The sequence below is a fragment of the Plebeiibacterium sediminum genome (assembly GCF_026013605.1).
GTDB lineage: Bacteria > Bacteroidota > Bacteroidia > Bacteroidales > Marinilabiliaceae > Saccharicrinis > Saccharicrinis sediminus.
The window spans coordinates 1-21,397 of the sequence record NZ_JAPDPJ010000026.1; the positions used below are offsets into that span (position 1 = coordinate 1).

At 31.3% G+C, this 21,397-nt stretch carries 19 protein-coding genes; 17 read left to right on the top strand and 2 right to left on the bottom strand.

Annotated features, from left to right (window positions below; translation table 11 throughout):
- Positions 1-297: 297 nt before the first annotated feature.
- The 7 genes from OM075_RS12105 (at position 298) to OM075_RS12135 (ending at position 6,812) form a co-directional block, all read left to right on the top strand.
- On the top strand, positions 298-1,023 hold the full coding sequence (locus OM075_RS12105) for a hypothetical protein (RefSeq protein ID WP_301190781.1): 726 nt from the start codon (positions 298-300) through the stop codon (positions 1,021-1,023).
- Positions 1,024-1,122: 99 nt separating this feature from the next.
- Complete coding sequence (locus OM075_RS12110) at positions 1,123-1,434, top strand: helix-turn-helix domain-containing protein (RefSeq protein WP_301190782.1); 312 nt, start codon at positions 1,123-1,125, stop codon at positions 1,432-1,434.
- Positions 1,435-1,530: 96 nt separating this feature from the next.
- A complete protein-coding gene (locus OM075_RS12115) occupies positions 1,531-1,863 on the top strand; it encodes a plasmid mobilization protein (RefSeq protein WP_301190783.1) in 333 nt (110 codons plus the stop codon).
- Entirely contained in the window at positions 1,863-3,056 is a 1,194-nt protein-coding gene (locus OM075_RS12120) for a relaxase/mobilization nuclease domain-containing protein (RefSeq protein ID WP_301190784.1), read from the top strand. The genes OM075_RS12115 and OM075_RS12120 overlap by 1 nt, the downstream gene beginning before the upstream one ends.
- Positions 3,057-3,117: 61 nt before the next feature.
- Complete coding sequence (locus OM075_RS12125; protein ID WP_301190785.1) at positions 3,118-5,799, top strand: toprim domain-containing protein; 2,682 nt, start codon at positions 3,118-3,120, stop codon at positions 5,797-5,799.
- A complete protein-coding gene (locus OM075_RS12130) occupies positions 5,787-6,533 on the top strand; it encodes a ParA family protein (RefSeq protein ID WP_301190786.1) in 747 nt (248 codons plus the stop codon). The genes OM075_RS12125 and OM075_RS12130 overlap by 13 nt, the downstream gene beginning before the upstream one ends.
- 6 nt (positions 6,534-6,539) lie before the next feature.
- Complete coding sequence (locus tag OM075_RS12135; RefSeq protein WP_301190787.1) at positions 6,540-6,812, top strand: hypothetical protein; 273 nt, start codon at positions 6,540-6,542, stop codon at positions 6,810-6,812.
- A gap of 284 nt (positions 6,813-7,096) precedes the next feature.
- Here the strand turns inward: OM075_RS12135 and OM075_RS26605 are convergent, their stop codons facing one another.
- Together OM075_RS26605 and OM075_RS12140 are read right to left on the bottom strand one after the other, a co-directional pair.
- Positions 7,097-7,255 (bottom strand): T9SS type A sorting domain-containing protein, encoded by a 159-nt coding sequence (locus OM075_RS26605; RefSeq protein WP_494515755.1) that lies wholly within the window; start codon positions 7,253-7,255, stop codon positions 7,097-7,099.
- Between the two features lie 29 nt (positions 7,256-7,284).
- Positions 7,285-7,914, bottom strand: a complete 630-nt coding sequence (locus tag OM075_RS12140; RefSeq protein WP_301190788.1) for a hypothetical protein — start codon at positions 7,912-7,914, stop codon at positions 7,285-7,287.
- 185 nt (positions 7,915-8,099) lie between these two features.
- Between OM075_RS12140 and OM075_RS12145 the strand changes: the two genes are divergently transcribed.
- From OM075_RS12145 to OM075_RS12190, 10 genes are all read left to right on the top strand, one after another.
- On the top strand, positions 8,100-9,659 hold the full coding sequence (locus tag OM075_RS12145; protein ID WP_301190789.1) for a type I restriction-modification system subunit M: 1,560 nt from the start codon (positions 8,100-8,102) through the stop codon (positions 9,657-9,659).
- Positions 9,649-11,055 (top strand): restriction endonuclease subunit S, encoded by a 1,407-nt coding sequence (locus tag OM075_RS12150; protein WP_301190790.1) that lies wholly within the window; start codon positions 9,649-9,651, stop codon positions 11,053-11,055. The genes OM075_RS12145 and OM075_RS12150 overlap by 11 nt, the downstream gene beginning before the upstream one ends.
- A gap of 11 nt (positions 11,056-11,066) precedes the next feature.
- On the top strand, positions 11,067-11,624 hold the full coding sequence (locus OM075_RS12155; RefSeq protein WP_494515756.1) for a KwaA family protein: 558 nt from the start codon (positions 11,067-11,069) through the stop codon (positions 11,622-11,624).
- Between the two features lies 1 nt (position 11,625).
- Positions 11,626-12,594 (top strand): Kiwa anti-phage protein KwaB-like domain-containing protein, encoded by a 969-nt coding sequence (locus tag OM075_RS12160; protein ID WP_301190792.1) that lies wholly within the window; start codon positions 11,626-11,628, stop codon positions 12,592-12,594.
- A 179-nt stretch (positions 12,595-12,773) separates the two neighbouring features.
- Complete coding sequence (locus OM075_RS12165; RefSeq protein ID WP_301190793.1) at positions 12,774-13,862, top strand: AAA family ATPase; 1,089 nt, start codon at positions 12,774-12,776, stop codon at positions 13,860-13,862.
- Between the two features lie 2 nt (positions 13,863-13,864).
- A complete protein-coding gene (locus OM075_RS12170) occupies positions 13,865-14,509 on the top strand; it encodes a DUF4276 family protein (protein ID WP_301190794.1) in 645 nt (214 codons plus the stop codon).
- A 5-nt stretch (positions 14,510-14,514) separates the two neighbouring features.
- Positions 14,515-16,182 carry an AlbA family DNA-binding domain-containing protein gene (locus tag OM075_RS12175; protein ID WP_301190795.1) on the top strand — a complete coding sequence of 556 codons (1,668 nt, stop codon included), beginning with the start codon at positions 14,515-14,517 and terminating at the stop codon, positions 16,180-16,182.
- Between the two features lie 15 nt (positions 16,183-16,197).
- Positions 16,198-19,443, top strand: coding sequence for a type I restriction endonuclease subunit R (locus OM075_RS12180; protein WP_301190796.1), 3,246 nt, complete (start codon positions 16,198-16,200; stop codon positions 19,441-19,443).
- A 15-nt stretch (positions 19,444-19,458) separates the two neighbouring features.
- Positions 19,459-20,940 carry a pentapeptide repeat-containing protein gene (locus OM075_RS12185; RefSeq protein WP_301190797.1) on the top strand — a complete coding sequence of 494 codons (1,482 nt, stop codon included), beginning with the start codon at positions 19,459-19,461 and terminating at the stop codon, positions 20,938-20,940.
- 123 nt (positions 20,941-21,063) lie between these two features.
- Complete coding sequence (locus OM075_RS12190) at positions 21,064-21,354, top strand: hypothetical protein (RefSeq protein ID WP_301190798.1); 291 nt, start codon at positions 21,064-21,066, stop codon at positions 21,352-21,354.
- Positions 21,355-21,397: the final 43 nt, after the last annotated feature.

Genomic DNA, 21,397 nt, shown 5'->3' on the forward strand with positions numbered 1-21,397 from the left:
ATGGGGTCTGATTTTTAATTAAAAAACGAACGCCCTGTTTATGGGCGTTACAGAAGATAATTTTTAATATCCAGACTTTAGTCGGTTGATAGTGAAAAACTATATAAAAATGCTAGTGTTTGTCAGAATGAGATAGTAAAGTATTTTGTTGAATTGCTTAAACCTCAGTTGATAGCGAAATTTCTTAAGTTAAATAATTATTACAAATCAATAAATGAAGTCGGAGAGTATTTTATTAATAAAATTAATGAGGTCTACAATCAAACAATATTTATCATTTCTACTTATATCCATCATTTGGCTAAGGTAAAAGAAACATCAAATGCTATTACTGATCAGTTTGTTGCTAAATGTATAAGAGCGTGTTTAAGATCAACATTTTTTGATGGGGCAAATTTTTATCAGGACAATCAAACTAGGCATACACTTATTGAGGATGTACGAGTTAAGTCGATTAAAGATAATTTATCTCTAGCAGATAATAGAAAGGTTCTAAAATTCTTAGAATTAGAACTTGATTACCTGAAATGTTATGAACAAGGAGTTGCTAATAGAGATTATATTGATTCCCCTCAATGGAGATTTTTTTTAAATGAAACAATTGAAAATTATAAAGAACAATTACCAAAACCGGGTAAATTAAACTTCAACTTTACTATTTATGACAATGAATTAAACGATATATATACATTTTTAATCTCAAATAAATTAATAGATACTTCAAGGAAAGAATTCAGAAAAGTTTTAGTTGAACAGGAAGGAAAAATTAATTGGATAGATTCTTCCAAGAAACTTGCCGTATTGATTTCTATACTTTCCACAAGAACTATATTGTTTAGCGGTTTTAGAAATAGGGACTTACAGGAGTTTGTGATATGTTATTTTACGATTAATAAAAAACAGATAAAAGAGATGTCTTATCTTATTAAGAATAAAAAAGAGCTAGCGGATAATAAAGTCAGGTTAAAATATCATAACACTTTAATTCAAATATTAAATTTTATTCCATCAGTATATCAGTGAATTGACTAGTAAAAACAGTGGGAGGAATTATTCCCACCCTTTTATTGATATTTTTCTATGTTTTCCTTTGTTAAAGAAAATAACAGAAATATTTAAGCAATGGATAAAGATAGGTTTAAAGAATTTGAGAATAGAATTGAAAAGAAAATGGATGAATTGCAAGCTTCTCTTTTTATTACAAATAAAGAAGTTCTTACCATAAAGGAAGCTTCTCTTTTTAGTGGTTTAGCAGTTAGTTATTTATATAAATTGGTTCATTATGGAAAAATAAGCTGCTTTAAACCTCTAGGTAAGAAACTATATTTTTCAAAGGAGCAGTTAGTTGACTTTTTAAAATCCGGTGAAATTAAGTCAGATGATGAGTGCACAAAGCATATTCAAAAGCATCTACAGAAGAACATAAATAAATAGGCGTGAGTATAGGAGCAAAGCCATGTTTGTGCTACGGAAAACCCTTGCCAAACGCTTTGATATTTTTTAATTTCTATAATTGTAATTGGTCTCGGTATGGCTCGACCAAAGAAAGAAATTGATGAATTACGTATTCATCAGGTCAATATTCGTTTAACAAAAATAGAGTATGAATTTGCAAATAGGCAAGCTGAATTAGCAGGATTATCTGTAACTAATTGGTTAAGACGAGCTGCTTTTTCAAAACGGCCCTTAAAACTTAGGGTGTCACCTATGCATAGAGCCTATTATAAGCAACTTATTGGAATTTCAAATAATCTAAATCAAATAGCAAGAAAAGTAAATAGAGGGGAGTACACAAAAATACACTCTGAAATAGTTCAAGCTAATGATCTACTAAAAAAAATAAATAAAATTTTTACAAACTAATGATTGGCAAACAAATAAAAGGGAGCGGTTTTGGTGGTTTGCTTAAATATCTTGAAGATAAGGTAAATAAAGGAGTTGGTGAAAGGTTGGAAACAAATATGTTGGGAAGTTCAACTGATGAATTAACAAAGGAATTTCGTTTAATAAGCAGCATGAAACCAAACTTAAAGAAGGTAGTTTATCATTGTTCCTTAAATATTGCTCCGGGAGAGGTATTAACTAATCAACAATTCACAAAAATTGCTCAGGATTATCTAGATGAAATGGGGTTTGGGAATTCTCAATATATAATATATCGACATTCAGATAGGGAGCATCCGCATATCCATATAGTAGCTAATAGAGTAAGCTTGGATGGAGCTGTTGTAAGTGATAAATGGGATTATAAAAGAAGTGAGCAGATTTTAAGAACTGTTGAAAAGGAATATAATCTGATGAATGTTATAGACTCGAAAGATGCTCTAAAAACTACTTTAAAAAAGTCGGAAGTAGGAAAGTTTAGACGAACAGGTGAAATACCCGTAAAAAAGCAGCTTCAAATTATTTTGGATAGTTCTTTAAAGACTGTGTCTTCACTTCATGAGTTACAAGAATATATGATACGTAATGGAGCTAATGTTGAGTTAAGTTATAATGAGCAAGGAAAACCTTTTGGGATTAGTTTTGAATTAGATGGATGTTGTTTTAAAGGGTCATCCTTGGGTAAATCTTATTCGTATGGAAATATTAGTAAGCAAATAAAACTAAATAATGAAAGAGATAGAAGAACTAGCGAGAAAAAAAGTACAAGAGAGAACAAAATTGTTGGACGAACAAGTGGAGCGACTTCAGAAAGTAAATATTTCGAATATTCAAGAACTTACGGAAGCTTTATTACCAATAAAAAAGATGATGACAAAGTTAACGTTAGATCTTCGGGATTTATCTCTATCAATTCAAAACAATCAGATAAGTTTGGTAAATACGATCAAGAATCTGGATCAATTGCTAGAGAGAATGTTTCTTCAAAAGGAAAAACTAAAGGAGGAAAATTCCAATATTGGAGTAAAAATGATTCTGTCAACAATCTTAACAGGAACAATTTCAGCGGTTCTAATTTTTCTATACCTGGTTCATCGATAAATAAAGGAGATGAAGATGAAGAAGAACTGCGTAACTCGAAACGATATGGAGATACAAGTATGAATATATAAAAAGGCGGACTGCCATCCACCTTTTTATAATCTTAAATAATAAGATTTTAATTTCTTTAATATGTATTGCAAAGATAATGAATCTTTTGAAAATTCAAGAGATAATGGAATTAGTATGATTAATTCTATGCCGGAAATGCAGCTGAAAATTATTCAGCATTTCTTGCCTCAAGCTGAACTTAATAAAGCATTTAAAACTCATGAAGAGAAAACTCCTTCAACAAGGTTGAAATTAGATGGAACTAAATACTGGTTGAAAAACTTTGGAGCAGGTAAAAAGGCGGTGGATTGGCTGAATATAACTCAGGATAAACTTGCTTGTAATACCAGGGAAGCAATGGATTATATAAACAGACATTTTATAATCCACATAAATTCTCCCCATAAAGCACTGAGCTCATATTCTCCTTTTGAAAAGAAGTTGTTTGCTATAAAAAACAATCAAACAAAGAAGGCAGAGGAATATTTAGCAGGGAGATGTATTGAAGTCGACAAATTACCTGGAGGATGTTTTTATCAATCGAAAAAGAAGGACGGGGTTTATGAAATTGTTTTTCTGGATAGTGAAGAGCAGCTAATTAATTTACGTGCTTTGGGAAATAAAAAAGGTGAATACTATAATAATGGTAAGCTTAATAATTCATTATATAATAAACTTTATAAACCAGAGGAAGAATTTGTTTTTTTAACAGAGGGGTGTATTAATGCACTTTCCATTTATCAACAGTCAGTATTGGCTTTTTTTAGTGCTGAAAACTTATTTACTGACCACAAAAAGCTTAAGCCTTATCTTGATGGAAAAACCGTAGTGTTGGCTTTTGATAATGATGATGCAGGTAATAGACTAAAAGATCGTATTCTTTCGTTGATACTTAAGTATGAGTTCAATATTAAAGTCATTTATCAGTTATACAGTCCGGAAAAGAAGGATCTGAATCAATTATTAGAGGATGGTATATTATACGATCTTTTGGAATCAGATGAAAGTTATATACAGTTATTCCCTAAGCTTTTGGAGAACTCCCAAAATATTGAGGAAGATATTGTTCGAAGAGGGTTTTATAAAAAAGATCACTGCTACTATATGGCTAAGAGCAATAGTAATAGATCTTCTCATAGGAGGGTGTCTAATTTTATTATGGAAGTTTCATATTTCTTACCCAAAGGAAGCGATGATTCCAGTCGTGTATTTTACCTACAAAATGTAGATGGTGAATCTCAAGTGATTTGTATTCCTACTAAAAAACTAAAACTTTCTGAGTTTAATACTGCAATTGGGCATTATGGTAATTTTTGGTTTAAAGGTCGTCAAAATGATTTGATTGATATTCTGGAAGATGAGTTCCGATTTCTTAAAGTAGCCCATGAAATCAATGTTAATGGGCAACAGGAAGGTGTAGATATTTATGCTATGTCAAATGGAGTTATTGATAAAGGTGTTTTTAGGGAAGCAAATAAGTACGGAATGGTTGATATTCAAAATAAAACATATTTACTTCCGGCCAACTCTTCGTTTAATAAGTATTCTGGATTATTTGATGATGATAGGAGTGTGTATTATCAAAAAGGTGAGGCAAACTTTTCCCAATGGAGTACTTTATTCTATAAGACCCATAACAAAAATAGTATGATTGGTGTATCATACACCATTGCATGTATTTTTAGGGACATCATCTTTCGGAAATTAAGGTTCTTTCCGTTTTTATATTTGTTTGGTGATCAAGGTTCTGGTAAGACAACTTTTGCCAATTGTATGTTAAAGCTATTTTATAGCGACTATGATGGTATTTCAATAGAGGGAGCATCGACAACAAAGGCAATTGCACGTTCTGTTCATAATTTTCGTAACGGCCTAGTATTCCTTAAAGAATTTACAAATAATATAGAACCGGAACTCATAGGTTTGATGAAGACTGGTTATGATGGATCAGGTCATTCAAGAGCCACTTATGACAATAGTACCAGAACTCATTCTACCAAATTCAATTCAGGTCTTGTTGTTGATAGTAATGTAATGCCTCATGTTTCATCTTTACACAGTAGGTTCATCTTATTGATATTTGGTACTGATATTTTTATAATTGAGCAAGACGATGCCATTAAAGAACTTGAGCGATTGTTTGAAAGTGGGTTTGGTAAAGTGTTGCAAGAGATACTGAGTCATCGTTCATATTTTGAAAGAGAATTTCCTGGTATTTTCGAGGAGGTAAAAAATGAACTAAATACAAATTCTGAATTTCAGAATGTTTCTGCGAGATCAAAAGCTCACCTAGCCTTATTGTTATCTGTATATAAAGTATTAATTCGCAAACTTAATTTTCCATTTTCTTTTAACGATTTATATAATTATGCCAAAGTAGTAATTATTGACCAGGACAAAGACGTGACAAATTCAAGTAGAATAAATAGATATTGGGAAATTCTGGACACCCTCAAAGCCCAGGGAGAATTAAAAGAAGGTGTACATTACAGGTTTGCATCGAGAAATATTGGACAAAATTATCTGGCATTAAGTCTACATCTAATTCATCCTATTTATAGGAAAAACATTAAGTCTTTTGAAGGTGAAGATATTGCATATAAAGATCTTCAAAAGCTCATCATTAACGATCCTGCCTTTATACCGTCCTGGATGTCGAAAGGAGGTGATGCTATTAATGTTAAATTTTCTGGTAGCACACAAAGCGCATATGCTTTTGATATAAACAAAGTAAAACTCAACATAGATTTATGGCAACAATAATTTCATTCATTAATCAAAAAGGCGGTGTGGGTAAAACCACTTCTGCAGTCAGTATTGCATCTGCACTTAGTTTAAAAAAATACAATGTGTTAGTAGTTGATTTAGACCCGCAAAGTAATGCTAGTACCTCGTTACAAATCCGTGACTCTAAAATTAATACATATACAGTTTTTAAAGGGGAGCCAATAAAAATTGAACAGGTAAATGATCATCTTTTTGTTTTACCTTCTTCAATTAATGTATCAAGCTTAGAGTATGAATTGATTAATGAGGCAGGCAGGGAGCAACTTCTAAATGAAATACTAGATCCAATCAAGCAGAGTTTTGACTATATCATTTTGGATTGTTCCCCAAATTTAGGACTTATAACTATTAATGCGCTTGTAGCAAGTGACTATTTTATTACTGTATTATTGCCCCACCACTTGAGTATAGAAGGGCTATCTAGTCTTTTGGAAGTTACTAATAAAGTAACCAGAAGAATCAATAATAATCTGAAGTCTGGAGGGTATATTCTTAATCAATTTAGTATTCGTAAAATATTGCACAAACAAACTGCGGATGTACTTGAAAAACACTTTCCGGATAAGCTATTCAGATCAACAATTCGTGAAAATATAGCGTTGGCAGAAGCTCCTAGTACCGGTAAATCCATATTTGATTATGCTCCAAATTCAAATGGAGCGAGGGATTATATGTCATTGACAGAAGAAATAATTCAAAAACTTAAATAACTAACTATGAAAAAACAATTTACAGGTGGACTTGATAGTCTTATTCAAAACTCAAAAAACAATATCAAAACAGAAAAAGAAGCTGATAAAGAAAAAAGTAAATCAGGAATTCAAAAAGCAACATATTATTTTAATTCCGATGATCTTGAATTAATTAAAGCTATAGCTTTTTATGAAAGACGTCCAATTGGCGATTTGATTGGAGAATTGATGAAAAAATACATAACAAATTATCCAGACCTGGATAAAGTTCAAAGACTTTATCGATCAAAGTGTTAATTTTATTTACCTTACTAACCATACCTAACATACTTACTGGTAATACCATAAACTATAAAGATCCATAATAATAATTAGTATGATTATTTTGTAAACTTGTAAACTATATATTGTAATAGTTTGATATACTATACAATATATGGTTTACATGACGTTTACATTGGTTTACAAATAAATTTAATTACCTGATTTTCAAATTAAATAAGTTTACTTTTTTCTTTATGAGTAAATTTTAAGAAAAAAAGGATGTCTACTGACATTCTTTTTTATGATTGGAATTTATTTTAATCTTTGATTATTTTTTTAACAACTACTTCATAATTACTTTCTATTAAAAGTAAAAAAAAACCGGATCCGAAATTAGAAAGGTTAATACTATAATTATCAGTTGAAGATAATGAAATTAAAGCATCAGTAAAGAGTATTCTTCCAGAATAATCCATTCATTTTTAGTTGGATTTGAATAGGTTATTTAATAATTAATCTCAAAATATGAAGTATCTCTGCTTTCAACTTCAATTTCATGTGTGTCAGATTCATATCGGGTTGAGTTTTTCCACCATGTCCATGAAATAGAAGCCTTACCTGGAGGAATGTGTCTAACGATTACAGTATCAATGAGCTGACCGTCATAGTTTAACATGACCTCTGTCATACAGGAACTTGTTGGTTTTGTTGTTACCCAAACAACATCTCGATCATTATAGGGTGATATATTTTTTATGTGAATTTTAAGATAGCCTAGGTGTTTCATTTTTACAATACCGGGTCGATATGGATACCAGCATATTGTCTTATAATCTTTTGCTCCTACAAACAATCCCTGAATTACAGATGTTTCTTTAATGCTAAAACAATAAACTCCATTTTCTTCTTCAGGATTAGTATATGTATAATAAGCTCCACTTGGCATTCTTTTAATGTTCAATGATACATATGCATCATTGATAATATTCCCATTTTCTTCATCAATAATCTCGTAACAAATTTTAATTATTTCAGGAGTTGGAGCGGGTTCTGGATCAGGCCAAGATATATCTATACAGCCATTTGATAATAAAATAGTTGATGCTATTAGCCATATATATATAACTCTTTTCATTACTTGGTGTATATCTATAAGTTACAATAAATTAGGTAGATAGTCAATAATAATTATTCTATGTTATATACCATATTATATGGTGTTGCCATATATAATGTCATTACCATTATGTATGGCGGTTTGTCATATTATGTTTATCTTTATACGTTCAATTTTTCTAAGTAAAGAACTCACATACATATATGGCAAAGAAAGCAAGTGCTAAAACAAAGCAAAAATCTATGGAAGAATCTCTGTGGGATTCTGCAAATAAATTGAGGGGAACCGTTGAGAGTAGTGAATACAAACATGTGGTATTAGGATTAATATTTTTAAAGTTTGTAAGCGATAAGTTTGAAGAGAGGAAGGAAGAGCTGGTAGCAGAGGGAAAGGAGAAATTCATTGATATGAAAGAGTTCTACAACATGAAGAACATCTTTTACTTACCAGAAGAAAGCCGTTGGAGTTATGTAATATCACATGCTAAACAAGATGATATTGCATTAAAAATAGATACAGCACTTAATACCATTGAAAAAAATAATCCTTCATTGAAAGGAGCGTTACCTGATAATTATTTTTCACGTTTAGGTTTGGATGCAAGTAAGCTTTCTTCATTATTGGATGCCATTAATAATATCAATACAATAGCCGATAAAGAAGAAGATGTTGTTGGAAGAGTTTATGAATACTTCCTAGGAAAGTTTGCTGCTGCGGAAGGTAAAGGTGGTGGAGAATTCTATACGCCTAAATGTGTGGTTAATTTATTGGCAGAGATGCTTGAACCTTTTAAAGGAAAGATCTATGACCCTTGTTGTGGTTCAGGAGGTATGTTTGTGCAAAGTATTAAGTTTGTAGAAAGCCACCATGGTAATAAAAAAGATATTTCTATTTACGGACAGGAATATACAGCTACAACTTATAAACTAGCTAAGATGAACCTGGCAATCCGAGGTATTGCTGCTAATTTAGGAGATGTTCCTGCCGATACTTTTTTTAAGGACCAACATCCGGATTTAAAAGCCGATTATATTTTAGCTAATCCTCCTTTTAATCAAAAGGAATGGCGTGGAGCAGATGAGCTTACCGATGATTCCCGTTGGGATGGCTACGAAGTGCCACCAACCGGTAATGCCAATTATGCATGGATTATGCATATGGTTAGTAAACTTTCTGAAAACGGAACAGCCGGTTTTGTATTGGCTAATGGTTCTATGAGTTCTAATACAAGTGGAGAAGGAGCTATACGTAAAAAGATGATTGAAAATGATCTGGTTGATTGTATGATTGCACTACCGGGACAGCTTTTCTATACTACTCAAATACCTGTTTGTTTATGGTTTTTAACCAAAAATAAAGGTGAAGATAAAGAACATGGCTACAGAAACCGAAAAGGAGAAACACTTTTTATTGATGCCCGAAATATGGGTACAATGGTCGACCGTACACATAAAGAGTTAACCCAGGAAGATATTTCTGAAATAACCAAAACATACCATGCATGGAGAGGTGAGGCAAAGGATGGTTCCTATGAGGACAAAGCCGGTTTTTGCAAATCTGCTAAACTCGAAGATATAACCAAACATGATTTTGTATTAACCCCCGGTCGTTATGTTGGTGCTGTTGAAGAAGAGGATGACGGAATTCCTTTTGAAACAAAAATGACAGAGCTTACTCAAACACTATATACCCAAATGAAACAAAGTGCTGAGTTGGATGATGTGATTCATAAAAATATGGAGGCTTTAGGGTATGGAGAGTGAGTGGAAAGAAGTAGAAATAGGAACATACGCTAAAGTTCAAGGTGGTTTTGCATTCAAAGGTTCAGATTTTCAAGAATCAGGTATACCTGTCGCAAAAATTAAGAATGTCAAGGAAGGAGAAATAGATTTAAATGATTGTGGATTTGTTAGTGAGGATATTGCTACTTTAAATTCAAATTTTTACGTTAAAAAAGGGGATGTATTAATTTCAATGACTGGCTCTGGAGCAAATGCTCCAAATTCCATAGTCGGAAGAGTTGCCAAACATATAGGAGATGATAATGATTTTTTGATAAATCAAAGGGTCGGGAGATTCCTAATTAAAGACGAATCCAAACTTGATGAAGAATACTTATATTATTACTTAAGACCAAAATATAGGCAGTGGGAATTTGTTGCAATTGCAACAGGAAGTGCTAATCAAGTAAATATTAGTAGTAAGCAAATAGAATCTTTTATAATTAATTTGCCTCCTCTTCAAGAACAAAAAACAATAGCTCACATATTAGGTTCTTTAGATGACAAAATAGAGCTAAATCGCCAAATGAACCAAACATTAGAGCAAATGGCACAAGCCCTGTTTAAAAGTTGGTTTGTTGATTTTGATCAGGTTATAGATAATGCTCTTACTGCAGGTAATCCTATACCTGATGACCTTAAAGAAAAAGCAGAAAGAAGATTGGCTCTAGGTGATAAAAGAAAGCCTTTACCAGAAGATATTCAAAATTTATTCCCATGTTCTTTTGTGTTTAATGAGGAATTGGATAGGTGGATTCCGGAGGGGTGGAGAGTTAAGAGTGTCAATGATTTTATTAATGTAAAACATGGATTTGCATTTAAAGGAGAATTTTTCTCTGTTGAACCAACAAATGATATTCTTTTAACTCCTGGTAATTTTAAAATAGGAGGAGGGTTTAAAGGAGATAAGTTTAAATATTATAATGGAGAAATACCATCGGATTATATTCTTAAAAAGAATGATTTGTTAATAACCATGACAGATTTAAGTAAGGAAGGTGATACTTTAGGTTTTCCTGCATTTGTGCCAGAAACAAAAGGGATTAGATATCTACATAATCAGCGGTTGGGGAAAGTTGAGTATAAAAATGAAGATGTTGGACCAAATTATCTTTATTATAGTTTTTGTACCAAAAGATATAGAGATGAGATTGTAGGTTCAGCTTCTGGTACCACTGTGAAGCATACATCACCGACAAAGATTTGTTCTCATAAGATAGTTAAACCTGAAAAATTGATAGTAGAATACTTTGAACTTCATTGTCAAAGTTTACAAGATAGAATTCAGGAAAACGAAATCCAAATAGAACAATTAACAACATTAAGAGATACGCTTTTACCCAAGTTGATTAGTGGGGAGGTGAGGGTAAAATTCTAATAATTAATATTATGCTTAAAGTCCGATTAATAATATCCATTTTTTTGTTTTTAAGTGCATATTCACCCTTGTGGATTATATTCTTAATTCAAGATATCAATTTTGAGACTTATACAATGTCTCACCCTATTTTAGTCTGGACAGGAATAGTAATAAGTATAATATCATGTATAATAATTTATAGTGCAATAGATAATGCAAAATTAGCAGTGCCACCAGTAAAGGTGGTAGCGATTTCAAATAAATCATCAGATTTGTTAAACTATAGCATACCCTACATGGTGTCGTTTTTTGCATTGGATTTAAACAGTATAAACTCTCTTTTAAGTTTTGCATTTTTTATGCTGGTGTTGTTTTTACTTACCCTTAAAACCCACAATATTTTTGTTAATCCTATACTGGCATTACTAGGATACTCTTTACTTCATGTTGTATATGAAAAGGATGGTGAGACAAATCAAAAAAGTTGCTTAGTAAAAGGCACAAGACCAAAGAAAAATGACATATGTAGAATTGTAGATTTATCAGATAATATTTCTGTTATTTCAGAACTTAATCCCTTAGTATAAAATGATTGAAGACGTACAAAATTTCCAAGAAACTATTCAGAATTCTTTTAAAGCTGTTAAAGATATAGATTTACTGAAGGCGACAGTAACTCTGTATGTAGTTAAAAGAAAACTAAGAAATAGAAGTGCAACTTATACTCCAAGAATTGTTAATATTGACAATAATCTAAAATATAAACTACGAAATATTTCAAGCAAAAAAATTGAAGTTTCTAATCAAGCCTTAGAATACGATTTTAATACAAGTGATTTAGATAATAATGTTTTAGGAATTGAAACTAATGAAACTGATCTTCAAAATATTCTAGACACCATTAATGCACCAGAACCTATCCAAATCGTAGATAAGTATGAAGATTTATTAGGGGCGTGGATATATATAGCACGTTTGGATGTTCCTAATAATAAACCTTTATATGCTATTCGTAGAGTATCTGAAGGATGGAGTACAAAGAAAGTTACTCAGCTGTCGGTTAATATGATATTTTCAAACAATATGTTAGTGGATCTTGATCGTCAAAATATTTTTAGAATAGATAATAAAATTGATTTTTTCTCTTATGATGGTTTTATTTTTATTGCTGATAAAAAGAACTTTGAAGCAGCACTGAATTTTAGAGAAGGAATGGAGAAAAATAGAGATATTATTGTTGAAGAATTTAAGGAAGCTAAGCTTTTTGTAAATGCTGATGAAATTAAAAAGTTTGTAGGAGACAGCATCCCTAGATTAAGAAAATTATCTCAAGTTAAAAATGCAGGATACTATAAAGACAATTCATTTTTAACCAGTTTAAAACAAGTTGCATTAGAAGAAAATTGGGATATTGAATATGATAACGAAGGAAAAATGACCGTTACAGAAGATAATATTGACTCTATTCTATCGGTACTTAACAATGGACGTTTAACATCAAAAGTTACGAAAGAAATATTTGATGTTGATGTAAAACATAAATTTGAACCGAAATAATTATTTAATAATATAATTTCAGGCAAAATATATCTCATGAGCATCCTAATAAACATAGAAGAATTACTATCCGGGAAAAAGGTTGAAGGCACTAGAATGGAATTTAAAGAGGATGTGTTTTGTTAAATTTGTAACGGAAATGAATTAATGTATATTGCGTAATATTTTACGAATAAAAAATGATTACAAGAATCCATATAAAAGGTTATAAGTCAATAAAAGAACTTGATTTAAGATTAAAACCAATTAACATTCTATTAGGTAGTAATGGGGTTGGGAAAAGTAATTTTATATCAATTTTTTCATTGTTACGTAATATTTATAATAAAAATTTTCAAAATTATGTCAAATTAAAAGGCGGTGCAGATAGCTTACTGCACTTTGGTAAAAAGGAGACTAATTCAATTCTTTTTGATATTTGTTTTGGAGGACTTGATTATGATAGGAATAGATTTATCATAAATCTTACAGAAGCGCAGGACAACTTATTTATAGAATCAGTTCAAACTGCTTTTATGCCACAAGTACATTGGCATTTTCAAGATTTTGAAACAAATGTTGAAGAATCTAATTTTTCTAGTATTAATAGAGGACAGGCATATTATGTAAATGATTATCTAAAGGAATTTGATGTATATCATTTTCATGACACAGGAGATAAATCACCAATGAAAGGTAATTGTAATATTCATGATAATTGGAAATTAAATCGAGATGGATCTAATTTGGCTGCGTTTTTATATTTTTTAAAGATAAAGCATAAAAAGAATTTTATTCGTATAGAAAAGACAATTCAATCAATTGCTCCTTTTTTTGATAAGTTTGATTTAAAACCAAATAGACTTAATGAAGAAAAAATTCAATTAGAATGGAAAGAATCTGGTTACCCTGATGCATATTTTAATGCTTATCATTTGTCAGATGGTACACTTCGTTTTATTTGTTTGGCTACTTTATTAATGCAACCAAATCCACCTAAAACTATTATTATAGATGAACCTGAGCTTGGTTTGCATCCTGTTGCCATTAATAAGCTGGCCGCTTTGATACGTAAGGTATCAGAAGAAACTCAGGTAATTGTGTCCACACAGTCCGTTAATTTAATAGATAATTTTGATCCGGAAGATATTATAGTTACAGATCGAAAAGATAAGAGTTCAACTTTTCGAAGGTTGACAAGTGAGGAACTGGCAGAATGGAAAGAAGAGTATTCGTTAGGTGATATGTGGGGTAAGAATCTTTTTGGTGCTCAACCATATAGTATTTAAGCATGAAAAGATTAGTATTTATTGTTGAAGGGGATACGGAAATTATATTGGTTGAAAAAATAATAATGCCTTATTTAGTTGCACAAGGTATTACGAATCCAGTTAATTGTCAGACTATTACTACTAACAGAAAACAAAATAAAAAAGGAGGAGTTAGTACCTATGGTAAATTTAAGAATGAAGTTAACAGAACTTTGCGTCAAGGAAATGTTTTGGTTACAACTTTAATCGATTTTTTTAAATTACCAGCAGACTTTCCTGAGTTTACGCATGACTCTCATAATATTGGTGATATAGAAACAGCCATTCTAAAGGATTTTGGAGATAATGAAAATTTTATTCCGTATATCCAAAGGCATGAATTAGAAGCATTGATGTTTTCAAGTAGGGACGGGTTTGATTTGGTAATTGATGATGAAAAGAAAATAGCTTTAATTGATGCTATTAATAAAGAATATCCAAATCCGGAAGATATTAATAATTCACCGCAGACAGCACCGTCAAAACGATTAGGAAAAATATTTAATTATGACAAAACAGGAGATGGTGAGATGATTCTGGAAATGGTTGGAATTGAGCCTATGCTAGAAAAATGTCCTCGATTTGCAGAGTGGATTGGAAAGATTGTTAACAGGTTAAAGGGGTAATATGTATGAGCATCCTAATAAGCATAGAAGAATTATTATCCGGGAAAAAGGTTGAAGGAACCAGGATGGAGTTTAAAGAGGATTGGAATCCAACTACCATAATGCGGACGGTTTGTGCTTTTGCTAATGATTTTGAGAATCAAGGTAGTGGATATGTGGTTGTTGGTGTAAAAGAAGAGAATGGTAAGCCTGTTCGACCTGTTCTAGGTTTTAACCCGGATGCTTTGGAGAAGGTGGAAAAAGAGATGATTGGTTATAGCAATCTTATTCAACCAAGCTATATGCCACGTATGTCACTTGAAGAAATAGATGATAAACATGTATTAGTAATATGGGTTCCTGCAGGTAGTAATCGTCCATATAAAGTACCGGATGATGTTAAAGTTGCAAAAAATAAGAAATACAATTACCGTATTAGGATGTATTCAAATACAGTTATACCTAATGAAGAACAAGAAGCTGAGTTGATTCAATTGACTGCTAAAATTCCTTTTGATGATAGAGTAAATACGCATGCCAGTGTCAAAGACTTGAACTTTGGATTAATGCGTGAACATTTATACGAAACAAAGAGTAAATTATATAACGAAAGTGCTTCTATGTCGGTTGAAGAACTGGCTGAAGCAATGAATTTATGCCAGGGAGCAGAAGAGCATCGTTTTCCTAAAAATGTTGGATTACTTATGTTTTCTGATAATCCCCAAAAGTATTTTCCTGCCGTTCAGATTGATGTGGTAGAATTTCCGGAAGGTGCAGGAGCAAAACAATTCGAAGAAAAAACATTTGATGGTCCTATTCAAAAGCAGCTTGTAGATGCGCTATCTTATTTAAAGACGAATGTTATTAAAGGCAAAGTAATTAAATATGCTGACAGAGAAAAGGCAGACAGGATTGTGAATTTTCCGTATGATGCGTTGGAAGAAGCTTTAGCAAACGCAGTGTATCACAGAAACTATGAACTTAGAGAGCCCATTGAGGTGAGAGTTCTACCAACTGCAATCGAGATTATAAGTTACAATGGAGTAGATCCTTCACTAAAACAAGCTGATTTTGAAAAAGGAATCATACGAACAAGGCGTTACCGTAACCGCAGAATAGGAGAACTTTTGAAAGAGCTTGAATTAACTGAAGGGCGAGGAACAGGCTTACCAACCATTTATTCTGCAATGACAAATAATGGTTCTCCAAAACCTTTATTTGATACAGACGAACCGGAGAGAAGGCATTTTGTATGTGAATTACCTGTCCATCCAGGTTTTGTAGATGACCAAGTCAACGTCCAAGTCAACGACCATGATAACGACCATGTCAATATAGATGAGAATATCTTCAAGTTAGTGAGTAGAGTTCTTGAAAATATGGAAGTTGCAAATCTGATAAAGCCAACAGAAAAACAAATATTAAAATATATTGATATAGCAAAATCGTTAACAAACGATCAAGTATCGGTATTGACATTTACAGATAGTCCTAAATCAAATAAGGAGATTCAAGTTGAATGTCTTGGATTAAAAAAACACACGGATAATTTCAAAAGATATATTCAACCCCTTTTGGATGAAGGCTTATTAAGAAGGACAATTCCAGATGTTCCCAAAAGTCGCTTACAAAAATATTTTACAACAGAGTCTGGTAAAATCGTACTTTATATTTTGAATAATCATGAGGAATAAAACACCTAATTTAAAATGAAATTCACCGAAGCCAAACTAGAACAAGTATTTATAGACCTATTAAAACAAGAGGGATTTGATTATTTATCAGGTGATAAGATAGAAAGAACGGAAGAAGAGGTTTTAATAAAAAAGGATTTGAAGGACTTTCTTCAAAAACAGTATAAAGCTGATGGAATTTCTGAATCAGAAATAGAAAGTATAATTCGTGATTTAGAAAAACTACCGGCTTCAGATCTGTATGAGAGCAATAAAGTATTTATGAAATGGCTCTCGGATGGTTTCCTTTTAAAGCGAGAAGATCATACAAAAAAAGATTTATATATACAGTTGATAGATTATAATTCTATTGTAAGTGAAAATGAGTCTTATGAACTAAATACAGAAAATTTATTAATTGCAGCTGATCCCATTCTTGATTATAAAAAGCATAATAACATATATAAAGTTGTTAATCAGATAGAAATTCAAGGATATGAAAAGCGTATTCCGGATGCTGTGATATATGTAAACGGAATTCCGTTGGTTGTTTTTGAATTTAAAAGTGCTATTCGAGAAACAGTAACAATTCATGAAGCCTATGTGCAATTAACAACTCGATATAAAAAGGATATACCTGAGTTATTTAAATATAATGCCTTTTGCGTAATCAGTGATGGAGTAAACAATAAAGCAGGATCTTTTTTTGCCCCTTATGAATTTTATTATGCCTGGAGAAATACTGGCAGTAATGGTATTAATGTTAGTGCTGGTATGTATGGCAATAATGGTAAAGATGGCATTAACAGCATGTATTCCATGATCCAGGGGATGTTTAATCCCTCCAGCCTTATAAATATTACCAGGAATTTCATCTATGTTCCAGATACTTCACGTAAAGAGGAAAAGATAGTTTGTCGATATCCACAATACTATGCTGCAACCAAGCTATTTAATAATATAAAAAAAGAAATTCGTCCACATGGTACCGGAAAAGGAGGGACTTATTGTGGAGCAACCGGTTGTGGTAAAAGTTTTACCATGCTTTTTCTTACTCGTCTATTAATGAAGAGTAAGTTCTTTTCTTCTCCAACTATTGTTTTAATTACTGATAGAACCGATTTGGACGATCAGCTTTCTGCTCAGTTTACTAATGCAAAAGGATATATAGGTGATGATACAGTTGTTAGTGTTGAGAGTCGTTCTGATTTAAGAGAAAAGCTACAGGGTAGAAATAGTGGAGGTGTTTTTTTAACTACTATTCATAAGTTTACTGAAGATATAGAATTACTTACTGAGCGAAGTAATGTAATTTGTATCTCTGACGAGGCACATCGTAGTCAAACGAATCTCAATCAAAAAATAAGAATTACCAGTGAAGGAGTAAGAAAAACATATGGTTTTGCAAAGTATTTGCATGACTCATTACCTAACGCAACCTATGTTGGTTTTACAGGAACACCAGTTGACGCAACCTTAGATGTTTTTGGAGGTGTAGTAGATGCTTATACCATGACAGAATCTGTTCAGGATGAAATAACAGTACGTTTGGTGTATGAAGGAAGAGCAGCTAAAGTTTTATTAGATAATAAAAAGCTTCAAGAAATTGAAGCGTATTATGATAGATGTGCTGAAGAAGGGGCTAATGAACATCAAATTGAAGAAAGTAAAATGGCCACTTCTAATATGAATGCTATAATTGGGGATCCTGATCGTTTAAAAGCATTAGCAGAAGATTTTGTTTCACACTATGAAAAAAGAGTAGAAGAAGGGGCTTCAGTAAAAGGTAAAGCTATGTTTGTTTGTAGCAGCAGAACAATAGCCTATGAATTCTATAAAAATGTAATAAAACTGAGACCTAAATGGGATGAGATCAGAACTCATGCAGAAGGTGAAGAACTAACAGAAAAAGAGCAAAAAGAGATTAAGCCTATTGAACGGGTTAAAATGATTATGACACGTGGTAAAGATGACGAAAAGGACTTATGGGATCTTCTTGGAACTAAAGAATACCGTAAAGAATTAGACCGTCAATTTAAAAATCCTAAATCAAACTTTAAAATAGCTATTGTAGTCGACATGTGGCTAACTGGTTTTGATGTACCTTTTTTAGATACGATATATATTGATAAACCGATTCAACGTCATAATTTAATTCAAACAATTTCTCGTGTTAACAGAAAGTTCAAAGGCAAAGAAAAGGGACTGGTTGTTGATTATATAGGCATTAAAAAACAAATGAATCTGGCGTTAGCCCAATATAATAAAAAAGATAATGAGAATTTTGAGGATATTCAGCAATCCATTGTCGTAGTAAAAGATCATTTGGATTTGTTAGCTAAAATCTTCCATAAATTCAATACGTCAAATTACTTTAAAGGGACTCCTGTAGAACAGCTAAATACTTTAAATATGGCTGCTGAATATGTACAAGCAACTCAGGAACTAGAGAAGCGTTTTATGTATTTGGTTAAGCGCTTAAAAGCTGCTTTTGATATATGTTCTGGAAGTGAAGCTTTTTCAGAAATCGAAAAGGATCATATTCATTTTTATATAGCTGTTCGTTCTATTGTTTTCAAATTAACAAAAGGTGAAGCTCCGGACATAGATCAGATGAATGCCAAAGTACGCAAAATGATTCAGGAGGCTATTGAAAGTGATGGTGTAGAAGAAATATTCAAGCTAGGAGATGATAATAATTCTGAAGTAGATATTTTTAGTGATGATTATCTTGAAAAACTAAATAAAATAAAGCTACCGAATACAAAAATAAAGCTACTTCAGAAACTATTGGCTAAGGCTATTGATGATTTTAAGAAGGTTAATAAAATCATGGGCGTAGACTTCTCTAAAAAGATGCAAACTATAGTTGATCGTTACAATGAACGTAATGAAGCAGATGTACTAAGAAGTGAAGTCCTGGAAGACTTTACTGATGAAATCATAGACCTTTACCATGCTCTTCGTAAGGAAAGAGAATCATTTGGTGATTTAGGAATCGACTTTGAAGAAAAAGCTTTTTATGATATTCTTAAGGCACTGGCTGTCAAATATGATTTTTCATATCCTGAAGATAAGCTCCTTCATTTGTCAAAAGAAGTCAAGTTGGTTGTTGATGATAAAGCGAAATATACAGATTGGAGCAAACGAGATGATATCAAAGCAGAGCTAAAAGTAGATCTTATCATCTTACTTGCTGAAAACGATTATCCACCAGTTGATCGGGATGAAGTCTATAAAGAGATATTTGAGCAAGCTGAAAATTTTAAGAAGAATAGATAGCAGAAAATATATATTATGAATAAATTAAGCGATTGTGCTGAATATGTAAATAACGAAGGAAATTATTATGTCCGCATCATTAGTGAACGACAGGAATATGAAGAGGTATCTGAAATAGCAATTCAAACTCCTTCTAATAATGGAGAAGAACCTTTTACTGATATTTTTGGATTAATTTCAATCTTTACAAAGTTTAGGGAAATAGATAATACATGTAGATTTAATATTGATTCAGAAATATATTTTAGAGAGAATATTGAAAGACCTTTAATATTTACTAATTGTGTTTTTAATAGCCCTCTGTTTTTAAATGAAATTGAATTCATTAAGGAGGTCTCTTTCATTAATGTTCTATTTAAGAAAGAGGTGAATTTTAAAAAATCAAAGTTTAATTCTGCTCTTGAAATAAAAAATTGTAAGTTTATTAATCCTCTAATTCTATATAAAGTTCAATTTCTTCAGACATTTAATTTTGACAATATAATTTTAGAAGAAAAAGCTTCCTTTAAAGAAGCAGAATTAAATTCAATCTATTTTAATGAACTTTATTTTAAAAATAGAGTTGTCTTTTCTTATGCTAGTTTTAATGATATTGAAAATTTTAATAATGTATCCTTTGCAGGGAAAGCTGAATTTTATCAAGTAAAGTTTAATAAAGTTTCAAAGTTATCTAACGTACAGTTTCATAAGCTTGTTGATTTCAATAATTCAGAATTTAATTCAGATATTTTATTTCATCGTATAGATTTTCTAGATCGATCATATTTCTCAGGATCAAGTTTTAATAAACAAGTATCATTTCTTCATTGTAGAGTAAATAGTGATACAGTTCTTGATTTTGAGTCTGTTGCTTTTAAAAATTCTTTAGATATATCCAGAGCTAACTTTGCTTGCATTACAAATTTTTGGAATATTAAGTTGGAAGAAAAGAATGTAATTCCTTCTAATTTTAATTTATATTCAAATGATGATATAATTGAAGATGTACAACTACAACCTAATAATAATATAAGAAAAGAAACTCTACAGAAAATACGTGAATCCTATCGAATAATAAAAAACTCACTTCGTGAATCAGGGAATGAAATAAATGCCTTAAAATTCAAGGGGTATGAAATGGCTGTTTATGAAAAGGAACTGGAAAAAGGAGAAAAAGGTAAAACAATTTTATTTTTTAGTAAATGGTCAAATAACCATGGATTAAGTTGGGGAAGAGGAGTTTTATTTACATTATTTTTTACGACAATAACATTGTATTTATTTATGCTCTTTTCTAATAAGATGATTATTTGGGATTGGTCTAAAGAAGCAAGGGAACAAACACTAGGAGCTTTCGTTCAATTTTTAAATATTACAAATTGGAACTTTAATCCTTGGGGAATTGATTTGAAAAGTGATTATCCAATTGGGTATATGATATTATTTGTGGGACGAATCTTTATAGGGTATGGATATTATCAAACAGTTTCAGCTTTTAGACGGTTTGGTAAGAATTAAAACATTGTTTTAAATAAGCATAAAAATATATTAATTGTGAAAAATATCATTCAATTAAATAATGAAGCTTTATAAATATTGTAACTTTAAAACTCATGTTTAAACAAATAAATTAATCAAACTATGAAATTACAAGACTATTTACCCAAAAATAAAGATGAAAGATTTGATACATTGAGTGACCCGATTGCCAAAAGAGCATTATATTATTTTGAAGAAGTATATCCTGTAGAATATCTTTCAGCTTCTTTTGATGATACATTAGACAATATAATTATTGAAGCAGTTGCTAATTATAGTTTTAAATCAATTCAACATGTCACTAATGGGGGAGATACTTCTGTTGCTGATGAAATCGGAATGCAAGCAGTTATAGAAGTCATTCAAGAACATATAACAAAACTTATTAAATAGATATTAATGAACCAATACCATAAGTATCAAAAAGTTCTTGGTT

Excerpts from the sequence above, each read along its gene's own strand:
- OM075_RS12180 (WP_301190796.1), top strand. The coding sequence starts at position 16,198 with ATGAAATTCACCGAAGCCAAACTAGAACAAGTATTTATAGACCTATTA.
- OM075_RS26605 (WP_494515755.1), bottom strand. The coding sequence starts at position 7,255 with ATGGATTATTCTGGAAGAATACTCTTTACTGATGCTTTAATTTCATTA.
- OM075_RS12165 (WP_301190793.1), top strand. The coding sequence starts at position 12,774 with ATGATTACAAGAATCCATATAAAAGGTTATAAGTCAATAAAAGAACTT.
- OM075_RS12190 (WP_301190798.1), top strand. The coding sequence starts at position 21,064 with ATGAAATTACAAGACTATTTACCCAAAAATAAAGATGAAAGATTTGAT.
- OM075_RS12115 (WP_301190783.1), top strand. The coding sequence starts at position 1,531 with ATGGCTCGACCAAAGAAAGAAATTGATGAATTACGTATTCATCAGGTC.
- OM075_RS12135 (WP_301190787.1), top strand. The coding sequence starts at position 6,540 with ATGAAAAAACAATTTACAGGTGGACTTGATAGTCTTATTCAAAACTCA.
- OM075_RS12155 (WP_494515756.1), top strand. The coding sequence starts at position 11,067 with ATGCTTAAAGTCCGATTAATAATATCCATTTTTTTGTTTTTAAGTGCA.
- OM075_RS12175 (WP_301190795.1), top strand. The coding sequence starts at position 14,515 with ATGAGCATCCTAATAAGCATAGAAGAATTATTATCCGGGAAAAAGGTT.
- OM075_RS12120 (WP_301190784.1), top strand. The coding sequence starts at position 1,863 with ATGATTGGCAAACAAATAAAAGGGAGCGGTTTTGGTGGTTTGCTTAAA.
- OM075_RS12145 (WP_301190789.1), top strand. The coding sequence starts at position 8,100 with ATGGCAAAGAAAGCAAGTGCTAAAACAAAGCAAAAATCTATGGAAGAA.
- OM075_RS12140 (WP_301190788.1), bottom strand. The coding sequence starts at position 7,914 with ATGAAAAGAGTTATATATATATGGCTAATAGCATCAACTATTTTATTA.
- OM075_RS12125 (WP_301190785.1), top strand. The coding sequence starts at position 3,118 with ATGTATTGCAAAGATAATGAATCTTTTGAAAATTCAAGAGATAATGGA.
- OM075_RS12130 (WP_301190786.1), top strand. The coding sequence starts at position 5,787 with ATGGCAACAATAATTTCATTCATTAATCAAAAAGGCGGTGTGGGTAAA.
- OM075_RS12110 (WP_301190782.1), top strand. The coding sequence starts at position 1,123 with ATGGATAAAGATAGGTTTAAAGAATTTGAGAATAGAATTGAAAAGAAA.
- OM075_RS12170 (WP_301190794.1), top strand. The coding sequence starts at position 13,865 with ATGAAAAGATTAGTATTTATTGTTGAAGGGGATACGGAAATTATATTG.
- OM075_RS12160 (WP_301190792.1), top strand. The coding sequence starts at position 11,626 with ATGATTGAAGACGTACAAAATTTCCAAGAAACTATTCAGAATTCTTTT.
- OM075_RS12185 (WP_301190797.1), top strand. The coding sequence starts at position 19,459 with ATGAATAAATTAAGCGATTGTGCTGAATATGTAAATAACGAAGGAAAT.
- OM075_RS12150 (WP_301190790.1), top strand. The coding sequence starts at position 9,649 with ATGGAGAGTGAGTGGAAAGAAGTAGAAATAGGAACATACGCTAAAGTT.